Source organism: Nocardia sp. NPDC056564 (genome assembly GCF_042793755.1).
GTDB lineage: Bacteria > Actinomycetota > Actinomycetes > Mycobacteriales > Mycobacteriaceae > Nocardia.
This window is the reverse complement of the sequence record NZ_JBHTUR010000005.1, coordinates 193,947-209,275: the sequence shown is the minus strand read 5'-3', so window position 1 is coordinate 209,275 and position 15,329 is coordinate 193,947. Positions and strand designations below refer to the sequence as shown.

Genomic DNA, 15,329 nt, shown 5'->3' with positions numbered 1-15,329 from the left:
TATTACGTCTCGCAGGGAATGTGGCCCCTGGAAAGTTTGGGGATCTTGAACCTTCTGTTCGGAGGTGTCATAGCCGTGCTGGGTGTAGTCCTGTTCGCGATTCCACGCCGAGAGTAGCCACGCCGCTGTGTCGACGAGCGCACATCAACACTCGTGTGCGTGAGCTTGCCTGGTGGCAAGTTGCGCAGTGCCGGATGTTCTGCGCGGCAGTCGATCTCACCACACAGAACGCGCACCCAGCGGCATGACGGTACGTCCGCCAGTGCGAAAGTTGCTTGTACGACGAGTGAAGTAACGCCGGGTCGCGAGGTCGTCCTCGAGACGAGTCGCCTACTGCTCCGTCCTCGGCGGGTAGCCGAGGCGGTCGTCCATCGCGAGCTGTGGATCGAACGGGATCGACGAGTGCCGCCGCACCGTCGACTCGACGCGGACGGGCGGCCCCAATGTACTGTTGCGGGACAACGAATCTGCGGTCATCCGATGAGACGGTACTTCCGTTGCGCGAGTTCCGACCTCGGCGTTCGCGCTGCTCGATTTCGCCGTCAGGCCGAGCCGTCGCTGGCACGATAATCTCGTGACGAACCCGGTTGACGGCACGTTGTTGAGACTCATGGCCAAGGGCGCCGTCCCGCTGTGGCGCCGGTTCCGGCCGGACATTTCCCGCCCTTCGCTGGCCAGGTACGCCGATAACCTCGCAGACCAGGTACGCAGACGAGAGACGCAGCTGCGCGATCAGTTGAGAGCCGGACCAGGAGATCGGCCGGTGGTCGTTCATGTCGCCGTGCGAACCAAGGCCGGATCATCATCGATCGAGGCCACCGGCATCATGCAGCATCTACAGCGACCAGATGTGCTACGACGGGTGTTGATACTCGGCGAGTCCGGCAGCGGGAAGACTTCAGCCGCAACGCATTTGACGCTCGGACTCCTCGAAGAGCGACGCGCGTACGACGACGAGCGACGAGCCGACGAGCCGGTTGCGGTGCGGGTGCACGCCGCCGGGTGGAACGGCACGCAATTTGTCGGCGACTGGCTGGCCGAACGCTTGAGCGCCGACTATATGGTGCACCGGCGGGTAGCCCACGCTTTGGTGAAGACCGGTCGTGTCCTGCCGTTGATCGACGGCTTCGACGAACTGGACTCCCTCGAAACAGCGAAGGAGGCACTCGCATGGCTCAACAAGCCACCGTGGTTGCATCGGCCGCTCGTCGTGCTCTGCCGCACCGAGGATTTCGAGGAACTGCGCGGAACCGGTGCGCGCCTGCAGAGCGCGACGGCAATGACCATGCAGGCCTTCACCACCACCGACATCGTCCGCTATTTGAACGATCAGCAAGGTGATGAGGACGTCGCTGACGATGCGTGGCAAGAAGTCATCGAGCACGTCCGGAACGACCCGGCGGGGCCGTTGGCCACCGCGCTGCGAACGCCATTGATGCTCGTGCTGGCCGATTCGGCGCAACGCCACGATCCGGCGATCGTCGGCAGACTCGCGCGCTGTGCCGAACCGGAGGAGGTACGCGACAGCCTGCTCGACCAGCAAATTCCGACGGCGGCGGCCGGGGCGGAGCGCGGCGGAGACTACGAGGCGTTCGCCGAGGCGGACGCGGTCACTCGATGGCTGGCTACCCTCGCGCGCCACCTCGATGAACGCGGTGTCGCTGGCGGCGACGCAACCACGATCTGGCTGGACCAGGTGTGGCAATTGGCCGGACCGATCCGCTGTCGGGTCCTGCACGCATTCCTGTGCGGACTGATCGCACTGCTCCTGTTCATGCCAGCGCTTCTGAATCCTCCCGAAGACGCAGAGTCGTGGCTGTTCGACGAGGGATGGCCCTGGCTTGGGGTCGCTTCCACGGTGATAGTCGCGGCCGTGATCGGTGGCAGTCCGGGTGAGCTCGGCAGACGCATGGCCTGGTCGATACCGGGGCGCCCATGGTGGAAACGTCTGGCTGAGCCGATCTTCTTGGGGATCATCCTGAGCGTTGGGTTCGGTGTGGTCAGTCTTTTCGCCGACGGCACCCCCGATGAGTTGGTCGTGTGGGCAGCGTTAGCAGCCCCCGCGTTCGTCGCCTACGGGCTGATCAAATTCTTGTTGGTGGACGTCAAGGACCACGGCAGACTGGTCATGCACGAGAACCGCCTGGTACGGGATGACGCGACGGCCGCGGCGGTAGTCGGCGCACTGGTCACGGCCGCATACTGGACCGGCCTGGTCGCGGTGGACCAAATCGGCGGCGAGCCCGATGGCAGCTACCTCGTACCGCTGTATTCGGCGGGGAGCTTCGGGGTCGTCGCGGCCCTGATGGCAGGCACCGTCACCGGTCGCCATCTGACCGCCTCGATGATCTTCTCGATCACGAAAACTTTCCCCGATCATCCGGCGCGGTTCTTGGAATGGGCCCGTCACAGCGGCTTGCTCGGTGTCTCCGACGCCGCCTATCACTTCCGCCACGACACACTGCGGGTATGGGTCAAAGCGCACGATCCAGCACCTGACCCGACTCGCCTGGATCGCCTTCTCGCACAACTGAGCCATTCGATCTCCCTTGCGCGCGATCGTGCGCTGCCACCGAGAAACGGCTGACGACCACCGAGCATCGGATGCCTCGTCGGATTCGAGCGCGACACAGGCGGCGCTGCTCACCGTGTGCTGACGAGGTCGGGTTCACCGAGACCGAGGCCGTGCGCGGTCCACGGGACCACCCCGCTCATTGCGATACGGCTCTGACCCGATTTGCGTTCTCTGGTTCGGCCGCGCAAGTCATTTCGCCGCGTCCGCGTCGGTTCCCAGGCTCATCCTACGGGCCCGTGTGCTCGGCCGATCCGGAAAGGACGAATCCGCCGTGGAACCGACGCCCGATATCGCAATACCCACCGACGGTGCGCCGTACCGGCAGGCCGCAGCGACGACGCCACCCGCCTCGCTGAGCGCGCCCGCACCGCCCTCTTCCTCCCCCGGCACCTCACCGCTTGAACGTCCCGTGGGGATCGCTACGCAAGCGTCGGAGTTCAGATATCGCGATAGTTCGCTACCGCGTCATCGATGGTGCGCAGGATCCGATCGACGGGAACCGGCTGATGACGTGCGGTGTAGTCGGTGGACGGGTGCGGAAGCAGGACCAGCCGATCGACCCCGAGCGCCGCGTACTGCGCGACGGTATCTCGGTGCACCGGGCCGGCCGGTGTCACGGTGATCTCCAACCGGCCCAGCTCTGCTGGTCGCTCGTATTTCCGGCCGGCGGCCGCCAGGTTCTCGAGGTGCACACGGGTTTGGTTCAGATCCAGCCCGAAGCCATACCAGCCGTCGGCCAGGGTGACCGCGCGGCGGTCGGCCACGGGACCACCCGAGGCCACGACGATCGGCGGGCCCGGCTGTTGCCGTGGTCGCGGATGGGCGTCGATTCCGGAGAAGCTGACGTAGCGGCCGTGGTAGGCGGGCTCGGGCATGCTCCACAGGGCCCGCATGGCGTGGATGAAGTCGTCGGTGCGGGCGGCCCGCTCCGACCTGGCGACACCGACGGCGTCGAATTCCGCCCGGACGTAGCCCGCACCGACACCGACGATCAGCCGGCCCTGTGCCACCTGATCGAGGCTCGCCAATTCCTTCGCGAGCACGACCGGGTTCCGCAGCGGCAGGACGATGATGCCGCTCGCGACTTTCACCGTAGTCGTATGCGCCGCAACCAGAGTCAGACCGACGACGGTGTCCAGCATCGGGAGCGTCGGAGACAACGCGAATCCCGCGGGAGCCGGGTCCGGCAATACCAGATGCTCCCCACTCCAGAGAGATTCGAGCCCGGCCGCCTCGGCATGCCGGGCCACGCGGACAGCGGTGGCAGGATCGGCGCACGCGCCGTAATTGATCGCGAACAGTCCCAGCTTCATGACCGGCACCGCCTACTCGTTCCGAAACAAGACACGCAATGGAATCTAAGACCGAGCCAGCGATGCGACTAGCGATAGTCTCGCACAGCTGATATGAGTATTGCGCATGTCTGACTTCACAGTGCCCGGACTGCGAGTCGTCCGCGAGGCGGTGCGTACCGGCTCCTTCTCGGCGGCGGCGGAAAGATTGGGCTACACGCAGTCGGCGATTTCGCGCCAGGTCTCGCTGATCGAACAGGTCACCGGCCGACAGCTGTTCGACCGGCACGCTCGTGGCGTGCGGCCGACCGAAGCTGGCCGCATCGTGGCGCGGCACGCCGAATCGGTGCTCGAAGCCCTGGACCGCGCCCAGAGCGAACTACGCGACCTCAGTAAGCACACCACGGCGCGCATCCGCCTCGGCGCCTTCTCGACCGCCACCGCCGCACTCGTACCACGCGCCATCACCATTGCCGCACAACATAATCCCCTGCTCACCGTGCAGCTCCGCGAGGGCACGAGCCCGCACCTGCTGACCGCTCTCACCCGCCGCCGCATCGATCTGGCCGTACTCTCCGGCGAATTCGACGTCCCCGACGGCATCGAGGTGACCCCGCTGCCCCAAGACACCCTGTATCTGGCTGTGCGCCAAGGGCATCGGCTGGCACACCAGAGCAGCACCTCGATCGCGGCGCTGCGTACCGAGAAATGGATCGTCGGCAGCGAAGAATCCCACACCTCGCTGCTCGGCGCCTGGACCAATGCCTCCTGGCAACCGATCATCTCCCACGTGGCCCGGGACTGGGTCACCAAATGGGGCCTGGTCGCCGCAGGCCTCGGCATCACCCTCGTCCCCGGCCTGGCCATCCCCGCGCTGCCCGCCACCATCGCGATCCTCCCCATAGACGACCCCGCCGCCACCCGCCGAACAGTCCTGGCCCACACCCCCAACCCAGCCAACCGCATCCTCCGCGAGGCCCTCCTCGACGCCAGCGCACAACTGAATGTCGAACTGCGAGAACGCCTCAAGACCTGACCTGCCTTCGCCTCGCCCCGCTTCTTGACGAACATTCTTTCGTCGGCCTCGGTAGCGATGCCGAGTCTCGCGCAGGTCGTGGGCCGATGTTGATGCCGTAACCGTGTCCGAGGACCCGAAAGCCGAGGCTGCGGTAGAACGGCCGGTCGCCGGGAGACCACTGATCACGCGGTCGCCGACACGAGCGCTGAGATGAGAACGTAACCGAAAGACAGAAACCTGGGATGACTCGTCCATCAACACGTTTAGCCCGCCCCGGTAGGAGCCGGCGAAGCCCCCACGGGTTCTGGCGTCCCGAGGGGGCTTGCTGATCGGTTTCAGTTGATCGGATAGCAGATGTCACCGGCGGTGACGCAGACGCGGCCGACCAGGTGATCGCTATGGTGAACTACGAGGTCACCATTCAGTCGAGCCGGACTGGTCAACTCCAGGAAAGCGCGGCGGCGGATCATGGCGGAGGACCTGACCGTATCCCAAGGGCTGGTGATACCCGCGTCCGAGTTGCGCGAGCGGTTCTCCCGGTCGTCCGGTCCAGGCGGGCAGCACGTCAACACCACCGACAGCCGGGTAGAGCTGTCGTTCGACCTAGCCAACCCGCCCTCGGTGCCGGAGTCACTGCGCACCCGGATGCTCGACCGCCTGGTCAACGGGGTGCTCACGATCGCCGCCTCGGAGCAACGCGCCCAGCTACAGAACCGCGCGGCCGCCCGGGAACGCCTGGCCGCAGTGCTGCGCGACGCGGCTGCCGCACCACCACCCGTTCGCCGCGCCACCAAGCCCTCCTGCGGCGCGAAGGAACGGCGCATCGTCGCGAAGAAGCGGCGCGGCATCACCAAACGCAACCGCCGCGCCTCCCCCGACGACTGACCGAACAGCGGGCCGGAATCGACCGCGGCAGGGGATCCGGTTGCCGGTAGTGTCCGGTCCGGAACTGTATTCGATCCTCCTACCTGCGGGTTCGCTGGATACTGTGGCGGCGGCTTCGGTCAGCGCTCCTAATCTCGGGGCAGTTCAGGAGCGTCGCTCCGGTCCGGAGGAGATATAGGAGTGCAGATGGATTCGAGCCCACCAGACCCGCGTCGGCGGCCGTCGCCGAGAACCGTTTTCGTGCAACAGTTCGCCGCGCTGTTCGCCGCGGCGGGCAATCCTTCGTTGCGCCGGGTCGCGGCGGCGGCCGAGGCACGGATGCGTGGAGCGCGGCCGGCGGGACAGAAGGGCGCCGCGTCGGTGCAGCGGATCAGCGATTGGAAGTCGGGTCGCAATGTGCCCGCGCGGTTCGAGTCGTTGCTGCCGGTGCTGCTCACGCTCATCGACGAGGTGCGCAAGTCGAGCGCCCCGGCGCCGGCCGCTTGGCTGGATGTGCAGGAGTGGCAGCGATTGTGGTCGGAGTCGAACGCGTGGAACCCGGAGTCGGAGTTCTCGGAGTGCCCGTACCTGGGACTGACCTCGTACCGCCGGGAGGATTCCGAGCTGTTCTTCGGGCGGGCCAGGCCGACCGCCGAGCTGGCCGAACTGGTCCGGGACACGGTCGGTCCCGCCGGGCACGGCGGGATCATTGTGCTGGTCGGCGCTTCGGGTGCGGGCAAATCATCGCTGCTGCACGCGGGTTTGATTCCGGCCCTAGCGGATCCGGCCGACCAATGGGCGACCGTGACGATCACACCCGGCACCAATCCGGCGCTCGCGCTGCTGGCCGCGATCGATATCGACGGTTCGCGAAGTCTCGACGGAGCGGACTTCCTCGGCGCGGTGCTGGGTTCGTGGGCCCCCGATCGCCGCCGCCTGCTGATCGTGGATCAGTTCGAGGAACTGTTCACCCTTTGTCGCGACGACAAGCAACGCACCGACTTCCTGGCGGCGTTGGAGCACATCGCGATTCGGGGCGAGCGGGCACCGGCGGCGGTCGTCATCTCCGTACGCGCCGACTTCTACGCGCGCTGCCTGGACATTCCGCTGCTCGAGGACGCGCTCAAACATCGCAGCTACCTACTCGGCCCGATGCGATTGGACGAACTGGCCGAAGCGATCACGCGTCCGGCCGAATTGGCCGGATACAAGCTGGAATCCGGATTGGAAGAGCTGATCATCAGCGAGCTGTGCGGTCTCGGCGGTGGCGGGGTCCACCGAGGCTACGATCCGGGCGCTTTGCCATTGGTGTCGCACGTGATGGAGGCGGTCTGGCAGCGCCGCGAGGGCGCACGATTCACCATCGATGGTTATCGAGCGGCGGACGGTGTGCTGGGGTCGGTCGCGGCGACGGCCGAACGCGCGTGGAACGAGCTTTCGGAATTTCAGCAGGCCGTCGGCAAGCATGTGCTGCTCGGCTTGGTCACCGTCGGCGACGACTCCCGCGACACTCGCCGCAAGGTCGCGCGCGCCGAATTGGTCGGGCAGACAGTGGAAGCCGCCGAAACGGCACTCGAGGTGCTGGCCCGGACCCGCCTCATCACCCTGGACGCCGAATCGGCCTATCTCACCCACGAGATCGTCCTGAATGCCTGGCCACGCTTGCGGATCTGGATCGATGAGGACCGGGTCGGCTACCTGGAACGACAGCGACTGCACGTTGACGCGACCGATTGGGTTGCGCACGAGCGAGATTCGTCTCTGCTCTATCGCGGCGCCCGGCTCGTCACGATGCAGGAACACGCGGCCGGTGGCGCCATCGGCCCGGCGGCGCAGGAGTTCCTGGCGGCGGGTCAGGCCGCCCGGCGCAGGGCGCAACGGCGAACGTCGGCGATCCGGGCCGCGCTGGTCATTCTGACGGTCGCGGCGCTAGCGCTCGCCGGGGTGGCATTCGTCCAGAACGACAGGGCGAAACAACAGCGGGACAGGGCGATCCTGAGCAGCGTGCTCGCCGAGGCCGACCGAGTTCGCGACAGCGATCCGTCGCTGTCGGCACAGCTGACATTGGTAGCCAACCGGCTCCGGCCCGGAGATGCCGGGGTCCGCGCCCGCCTGTTCGATTCCCAGAGTCTGGCGTTGGCCACGCCGCTGACCGACAATGCCGGAACCGGTCCGGCCGTGGCCCTTCGACCGGATGGCGGGGTGCTCGCGGTGTCGGGTACCGACAACGGCATTCGACTCTTGGACATCGCCGATGGGGCGAGCCCGAAACAGTTGGCGCAGATCGCGACCAATCTCCCGGTCGGCGAGTACTCCTCTCAGTACCTGGGGTTCAATCCGGATGGGACGATGCTCGCGTGCATGTGTAACCGCACATTGCGGTTGTGGGATATGCGCGATCCGGCCAACCCGGCTCCGATCAGTGTGACCGGTCTCGCCGGAGACTATGGTTTGCCGAAGTTCAGCCCGGACGGACGCGTTTTGACGGCGTCGAACGGTGACGAGCGCGCGTTCTGGGACATCCGCAGTCCTGTCGAGCCGAAGAAAATAGATGTGCGGTTACCGATAGGCCGCGTGAGCGAAGAGTACGTTCCCGGGCCGGTCAGTCCGAATTGGCGGTTGATGTCCAGTACCAAGAACAACGAGGGCATCCAACTGTTCGATACGTCGGATCTGCACAATATCCGGGCGCTCGGACGACTGCCGGGGCGAGCGAACGATAGCTGGTTCAGCCCAGATGGCCGGACCCTCGTTGTCGCTTTCCCCGACAAGGAGATCAAAGACAAAGCCAAGCTGGAACTCTGGGACATAGCCGATCCGAATACACCTCGCCGAATCGGAATACCGATAACGGTCGAGGCGTCGCCGGGAGTGGTGTTCAGCCCGGACGGCAAGCGAATGGTGGTCGGACTGGCTCAGGGACAAGCCCAGGTGTGGGCGTTGGATGAGCGGGAGCATCCGCTGTTGTTCACCACCTTGACCGCCGGAGACAAGGACGTCACCTGGGCCATGGCGTTCGGCCCCGATGGACGCCTGGTGACCAGCGGCATGAACGGCGCGATTCGGATGTGGTCACTGCCGGAACGGGATTCGAGCCGACTCGGCTATACCGGCATGCCCACCCAACTGGGACTCGACGCCGGCGGGCGGGTCGCGATATTCGCCCTGCATCCGGAGTTCATCGAGACTTTCCGGATCGATGATCCGCTGTCGACGCGCCAGGCCGGCCGGTTGCGGGCGAGCACGGGCAACGCCGCGGTAAGCCCTGACGGGCGGACGCTGCTCGCGAGTGCGCCGACGGAGGGTAAGGAGACGTTTACGGAGGCGCTGTTCGATGTTTCCGACCCGGCGGCTATTCACCGGCTGGCCGACTTTCCGGGCCAAGAATATTTCGGTCGCGGTGTCTTCAGCCCAGATTCGCGATTCCTGGTAACCATACTTGAGGAATCGCCGACCATGATCAGAATCTGGGATCTTGCCGACCGGAACAAGCCGGTATTGGTCGGACCGCCGATTTCCGCGCCGAATGTGTCCGCCGGGGCCTTCAGCCCGGATGGTCGTTTGCTGGCGACGTGGGGACGGAAGGCACCGGTCACGTTGTGGGACATGACCGTTCCCCCCGCGCCAAGAGCCCTGTCGAGTATCCCGGCGGGTCGAGACGGAGCGCGGGAACCGGTCGCCTTCGCGCCGGATTCACGCACCCTGATCGCCGGCACCGGCGACGATCGGTCGATCGGGGTGTGGGATATCACCGATCCCCGCCACCCGGCTGCGATCGGCAATCCCTTGACCGGGCACACCGGGACGGTGCAATCGCTCGCGTTCAGCCCGGATGGGCGAACGCTCGCATCGTCGAGCCCCGGCTCGGAGGTTCTGCTGTGGGACTTCAGCGATCGCCTGCATCCCACTCCGGTGAAATATCCGCTGCTCACCGCCGCGCCGGTGGACGGCTGGGAGTTGACGTTCCATCCCTCGGGCAAATACCTGATGACGGGCAGCGCACTCGGCGCTCTGCGCTGGTGGGACCTCGACCCGCAGCATGCCGTCGACCGCATCTGCGCGGCCACCAGCTCGGTGTTGACCGAGCAGGTGTGGGCGGCGCATCTACCGGACCTCCCCTTCCGGCCGCCCTGTGCGCAGCACTGACCGGAACCGCCGGTCGCGAATCGCGCGGTTGCCCGGCCCGGCGCCCATTTCGCCGGGCCGAGTCCTCCGATCGAATATGGTTGCTGTCGCAGCAGGCGCCTTGGACGAGACCCGTCCAAACCGTGCCGGTGTCGAATCCTGTTCAGACAGTTCGAAGGTCGTTCGCGAAGGTTCGCGAACCGGCCGGGGCTCGGGTGTTGGCCCGAGACCTACATTCGCTGCGGGATGGCGATCGACCCCGACCTCTACCTGACCGATAGTGACCGGCTTGCCGACGACTACCTCGCGACCACCCCGATCCTGGCCCACGCGCTGCGGTTCTGCCAGCACTACCAGCCCGACTTGATCGCGGTCGTCATCATCGACGACCCGCGCCCGAACCGCCCGGTGCCGCGCGAATCCCACCGCGAACTGGTGCGCGTGATCGGTGACCGGCTACATAACGGCGTTCTGTGTCCGTCAGCTCACACCCCTCGCCGAAACCGCCATCGATCGGGCGACGGTTGGCAGGCCAGCACCGTGCGCGCGATCCTGGAGAATCCGCGCTACACCGGATACGCCTTCTTCGGCCGCTGGACCAAACACGAAGAACTGCTCGACCGCGACGACGTGGCGGCGGGCAAGGTCGTCCGGTTCCGCAGGTCGAGCAACGACCGCGTGATCCGTTCGCGAGAGCCCGCCCATCCCGCGATCATCAGCGTCGAGACCTACACCCAAGTCCAACTCGCACGCCGGGCACGCGGAGGCGGCGGACTGCAACGACGGGCCAAGCTCGAACGCACCAGGGTTTCCGGCCGCCAACTGTATCGAATCCGTTGTCGCGACTGCGATCGGAAGATGGAAGGCGGAATCAAGGACAACTCCGTCTGGTATCGGTGCAGGGCAAGCACTCTCGCCCCCAGCAGTCCCGCACTCGAGAGCCATCCTAGAACGGTGAACCTCGCCGAGTCACGCCTCATCGTGCCGGTAAATAACTGGATCGCGACCGTCTTCGATCGACGCCACCGCATCGGGAGCGGTCGATGTCCATCCGCCATCTCGTTCGACCCCGCCGAACCCGTGTGGCGTGAGTTCCTCGAGCCCCGTGCCGGGAGCAGGCTCGGAGTCTGCGACAATCGGTCACCGACCTGGGGGCCGGTCCGTCGACGTCGGGTTCTTCGAGATCGTCGAGCCCGTCTGCCTGCTGCTCGACAGGCTTATCGGCCACCGATCAGTCCTTCGAGTCCGAGATCCACCGATATGAGAAGGCCCGAAATCCTTTGTTTTGCAAGATATTTCGGCCTTTTCGGTGTCCGGGGGGCACGCGCTAACACACAGCTCGATCTACGGAAACGCTAGCCATCGTCCGACACCGAGCCCTGCCTTCGACAGTGCGCAGATCCTGCGCCTCATTCCGCGCTGTGCGGTCGCGATCTGGTCATCGGTCAACTGGCCCAGTTGATTTCCCCAGTCGCTTATCGATGACAGTAATCGGATCGCGTGGCATGCTGATTTCACGTCAGCAATGAACTGGCAATCTTATCTGCGGGGGGCAAGGGTGAAACGTTCATCGATATCAACGTCTTGGCAGCGTCGGACCGGTCGCCGAATTCCGCTGCGGGCCGGGGTGATCAGTGTCGCGGCACTGTTGATCATAGCGGGGGCGCAACTCGCAGCCGCGGACCCGACGCCGAGCCCACCGCCGTCTACGCCGACGACGACGGCGCCGAGCATCGCACCAGCATCCCCCTCGGGTTCGACACCACCACAGCCCAGCCAGACGGCAGCGCCGGCAACCCGCGCTCCGCAATCGTCCTCGCCCGCAACATCTCCGAAGCCGACCACAGCGCCATCTGGTCCCGCATGCACTCCAGGTGCTCGCTCGCAGGCCCCGGCCAAGTGGGAACCGACCCACAACCCACAGTCGAGCGTGGTGCCAGGACGGATGCGTTCGGATTGCCAGAAGATCCCAGACGGGTTCACCAAGGAGCAAGCCGACAAGGCCGAGACAATGGAAGCCGCGGTAGCGGCCCGCCCGCAGCAACGCTCAGCAACGGCCACCGATGGATGTCAGGTGTATTGGCCTGCGCCCTATGAGGTTTGCGGCGCGATCCGCGACAAGTACAACGAGCTGGGTGGGCCCAACAGCTTCTTGCTGTTTCCGACCTCCAACGAGTTGAGCAACCCCGACGGCGTCGGCAAACGCTCGACATTCCAGAACGGACCGATCTACTGGTCACCCGTCGGCGGCGCACACCCGGTGGTCAACCACTTTTTCGCAGCCTGGCAGCGCAACGGCTGGGAAGGCGGCGTTCTCGGCTACCCGACCTCCGATGAACTCGTCAATCCCGACAACATCGGACGCCGCCAGTATTTCCAGGGTGGCACTATCTACTGGAAACTCAACGAGGCCTACTACGTCGCAGGCGCGATCCGCGACAAGTGGGGTGAAACCGGCTGGGAGGGAGGTTCTTTAGGCTATCCGACCAGTGACGAGATCAAAACTCCTGACGGGCAAGGTCGGTTCAACCGATTCGAGAGGGGCGTCATCTACTGGTCTCCGAGTACCGGAGCGCACCCGGTATCGGGTCTGATCCTGATCGAATGGAGCAGCGAGCAATACGAGGCCGGCCTGTATGGGTACCCGGTCGGCGATGAACGATCGGCGGGCGGCTCCAGCCGCGAACAAGACTTCCAGAACGGGCGTATTCGTGTCCCGACTCCGGTCAATGGCGGAGACGGCGCCGATGAAGACAAGGTGGACCAACCCGGACCCGGCGGGCGTGACTATGCCCCCGATGCCGACTGGCGCACATCGTTGCCCACCCAGCCAGGCAGCACAGCCTGGAATCGATGCCGGGAGACACAAAGCAGTAACAGTGACATCACTATTTGTGCTGGATCCGGATATACCGACATTCCTGACCCGACTGCCACCGCACCCGGCCCACAACTACGCGCAGACCCGATCACTCTTCGCCCCGGATGTGACCGCGACTACGCGAAGAAAAGGAGTGATGCACTCGCAGGACGTCCACTTACACTGGGGTACTGGCAGATCGACCGTCTCTACGCCTGCGGGGTCAACCCCAACACCGTCGTGCTTCGCGACAAGCAAGGCAAGGTGATCGGCTCCGCCTCGGGCAAGCTCGAGCAAGAGTTGATCACCCGCGGCGACCGCACTCAGACCGAGTACCGCGTCCGGTTCACCGTCGAGAAAATGACTTCGACGGTGTTCACGGTGACCGGCCGTACCCCGTGTACCGGCGTGGCCTGCTCAGTCACCGTGCACGACGAGATCGTCAATGAACGTTTGACACCTGGCGGCTCGGTCTTCGGGTTCTATGAGTTCGGTCCAGGCACCCTCGCGCCGAACCAGATCTTGACGCTGATCATGGCCCTCAACCTCGAATACAGTTCCCCTGGCGGGCACGAGACCTCACCGGGTAGCGCCACGATATCGAGCTTCTCCCCGGAGATTCGATGCGACGACGACCGTGGAGTACCCGGCATTTCGGCCAGACTGCCAGGACAGGGATGTGTTTTCCCCAACCGCGTGGGAGTGATGGACTTCGCTTCCGATCCAAACCTGACCACCATCGCCGACCATGTTCGCAAAGCCCAGCAATCCGGACTGCCCGGAGCACCGCGGCTGTATTCCAACGGCACGCTCAGCAGGATGACCGACTTCAACCAGCGCGAGCGCAACGGCGCCAGGGCGTGCCCGTCCGGACGATACTCGGTCGCGGGCTTCTCCTGCGACGAATACCCGTTTCGCTCCACGTATCAAGGTGCCGCACAGCCGCCCAACGTCACGTTGCCGCCCAACGGCCGTACCTTTCCAGGCTGCCGCATCAGTGACATGGACCGCGTCGATCCGTCACGCACCGGGCCGAATGGCTATAGCGTCTGCATGGTGCCGACAACTCCGGTCGACGCCAACGGCGAGCAGGCAAAGGTCATCGCCCGGTTCTACTACGACAACAGAGTCCGCGACGGTGACAAGTTCTACATCCGTGCCGACCCCTCGATGTGAACGCAGGAAGGTGAACGTGAAGTCGACCGACATCATCGACTACGACGGCGGCACCATATACCTACTCGACGACAAGCTAACCAACCAGACCGATACCATTCCCGCGCTCGATACTGGTCGTCTGCGGCCCGGCCTCGGCGCACTAGGCATCAAAACGGTCAACGACCGCAGCTACGGTCATCTCGCCCGGGTCAGCGTGGAAACCGCGGACACGGGCTTCCCGCCCGAACCGACCGATGCCGAGTTCATCGCAGAAGCCAGCTATGTCACCGACCTCGGGGAACAACGACTCGGTGACTGCTACTTCGCAGAATGCCAAGGGGAGCTCGCCGGCACACTGACACCACCCGGCCGCGCCCGGGTGCACGTGCGGCTCTACGACGTACCAGGGCCTCACCAGCCCTACCATGCCACCGCGCCCGGGTACCCTCCCCGGCTGGTCCCAGTGAACGAACACCTTCTCCTGCATATCTGGAACGAACCCATCTAGTATCTGTGGTCACATTCAACCTCAGATTTCGAGCCTTGATCGGTCGACAGCGCGAAGGCGGCCTGCACAACCAGCTGCCCATCGAGAACCTGCTAATCGGAACGGTCTCTATCTAGATTGCCCCGCCGAGGAGATGAGCCTCCGACATTTGCCGAACCTTGTTGATGCTCAGAACATTCGGCCTAGTTTCTGGGTCACCAGTCCCCACTGCCACGATGCCAGTCCCGACGCGATCGTTCGACCAGCGAAGAAGCTCAGCACTAGAAAGGGTGCCAGCACCAGCACTATCGAGGCGGCCATAGGCCTGTACCGCCCGGCCCACTGCAGATTCAAAACGAGTATCGCTTCCGCTAGCGCACCTTGCTGGAAGCTCCGACAAAGTCGGTCACCGACCCAGGGGTCGTTCCGTCAACGTCGGGTTGTTCGAGATCATCGAGCCCGCCTGCCTGTTCCTCGATGGGCTTTCTGCCACTGATCAGTTCCTTCGACCCCGGAGGGTCCGCGCAGATCGACGACACACTCGTGGCCGCCGAACCCCTTATCCGCACCGGACTCCTTCGGCCACACCATTTGGTGATGGCTACCCATCGCGCTCTCAAAGTGTCCGGAGGGGACACACGCGCTAACCACGCAAATCGACCTGCGGAAACAGCGCTGATTACCTCTTCCTCAAGCGCGCACACCGCCGACCACGCCAGCGGATCCCGATCCGGATTACGTGCCCAGGCCGATCCCGATGCCCAGATAACGGCCATGGCGTGACGCGCTCCACAAAACAGCGGTTGAAACCTGGACGACCGACCACAACCAGCACAACTCCGGTGTCGAAACGGTGAACGAACGATCACAACCGACCCCGGCAATTACCTATCGGTTGCCAGAAATTAACCATTAAGGTCTTCTATGACCATAGGGGGAACCCATCCGGG

Annotated in this window: 9 protein-coding genes; 7 read left to right on the top strand and 2 right to left on the bottom strand. The window is 64.8% G+C overall.

Annotated elements, in window-relative coordinates; all coding sequences use genetic code 11:
- Nucleotides 1–330: 330 nt before the first annotated feature.
- Entirely contained in the window at nt 331–477 is a 147-nt protein-coding gene (locus ACFQ9K_RS15685; protein WP_378718930.1) for a hypothetical protein, read from the bottom strand.
- Between the two features lie 97 nt (nt 478–574).
- Between ACFQ9K_RS15685 and ACFQ9K_RS15680 the strand changes: the two genes are divergently transcribed.
- The gene (locus tag ACFQ9K_RS15680) at nt 575–2,587 is read left to right on the top strand and encodes an NACHT domain-containing protein (protein ID WP_378718932.1); all 2,013 of its coding nucleotides are present in this window, start codon (nt 575–577) and stop codon (nt 2,585–2,587) included.
- A 425-nt stretch (nt 2,588–3,012) separates the two neighbouring features.
- On the opposite strand, the gene ACFQ9K_RS15675 is transcribed toward ACFQ9K_RS15680, so the two are convergent.
- A complete protein-coding gene (locus tag ACFQ9K_RS15675) occupies nt 3,013–3,888 on the bottom strand; it encodes a TIGR03619 family F420-dependent LLM class oxidoreductase (protein WP_378718934.1) in 876 nt (291 codons plus the stop codon).
- Between the two features lie 106 nt (nt 3,889–3,994).
- Here ACFQ9K_RS15675 and ACFQ9K_RS15670 point away from each other — a divergent pair, with 106 nt between their 5' ends.
- The 6 genes from ACFQ9K_RS15670 to ACFQ9K_RS15645 all read left to right on the top strand — a co-directional run bounded on the left by ACFQ9K_RS15670 (nt 3,995) and on the right by ACFQ9K_RS15645 (nt 14,400).
- Nucleotides 3,995–4,903: a LysR family transcriptional regulator gene (locus tag ACFQ9K_RS15670; protein ID WP_378718935.1), complete on the top strand. Its 909-nt coding sequence runs from the start codon at nt 3,995–3,997 to the stop codon at nt 4,901–4,903.
- 450 nt (nt 4,904–5,353) lie between these two features.
- Nucleotides 5,354–5,770, top strand: a complete 417-nt coding sequence (gene arfB / locus ACFQ9K_RS15665; RefSeq protein ID WP_378718937.1) for an alternative ribosome rescue aminoacyl-tRNA hydrolase ArfB — start codon at nt 5,354–5,356, stop codon at nt 5,768–5,770.
- A 240-nt stretch (nt 5,771–6,010) separates the two neighbouring features.
- On the top strand, nt 6,011–9,895 hold the full coding sequence (locus ACFQ9K_RS15660) for a hypothetical protein (protein ID WP_378718939.1): 3,885 nt from the start codon (nt 6,011–6,013) through the stop codon (nt 9,893–9,895).
- A gap of 225 nt (nt 9,896–10,120) precedes the next feature.
- Nucleotides 10,121–11,233: a recombinase family protein gene (locus ACFQ9K_RS15655; RefSeq protein ID WP_378718941.1), complete on the top strand. Its 1,113-nt coding sequence runs from the start codon at nt 10,121–10,123 to the stop codon at nt 11,231–11,233.
- A 574-nt stretch (nt 11,234–11,807) separates the two neighbouring features.
- Entirely contained in the window at nt 11,808–13,910 is a 2,103-nt protein-coding gene (locus tag ACFQ9K_RS15650; RefSeq protein WP_378718942.1) for an LGFP repeat-containing protein, read from the top strand.
- A 16-nt stretch (nt 13,911–13,926) separates the two neighbouring features.
- Nucleotides 13,927–14,400, top strand: a complete 474-nt coding sequence (locus tag ACFQ9K_RS15645; protein ID WP_378718945.1) for a hypothetical protein — start codon at nt 13,927–13,929, stop codon at nt 14,398–14,400.
- The last annotated feature ends 929 nt before the right edge of the window (nt 14,401–15,329 follow it).

Bases quoted from the DNA above. Each gene is read 5' to 3' on its own strand.
- ACFQ9K_RS15655 (WP_378718941.1), top strand. From the start codon at position 10,121: ATGGCGATCGACCCCGACCTCTACCTGACCGATAGTGACCGGCTTGCC.
- ACFQ9K_RS15670 (WP_378718935.1), top strand. From the start codon at position 3,995: ATGTCTGACTTCACAGTGCCCGGACTGCGAGTCGTCCGCGAGGCGGTG.
- ACFQ9K_RS15685 (WP_378718930.1), bottom strand. From the start codon at position 477: ATGACCGCAGATTCGTTGTCCCGCAACAGTACATTGGGGCCGCCCGTC.
- arfB (WP_378718937.1), top strand. From the start codon at position 5,354: ATGGCGGAGGACCTGACCGTATCCCAAGGGCTGGTGATACCCGCGTCC.
- ACFQ9K_RS15675 (WP_378718934.1), bottom strand. From the start codon at position 3,888: ATGAAGCTGGGACTGTTCGCGATCAATTACGGCGCGTGCGCCGATCCT.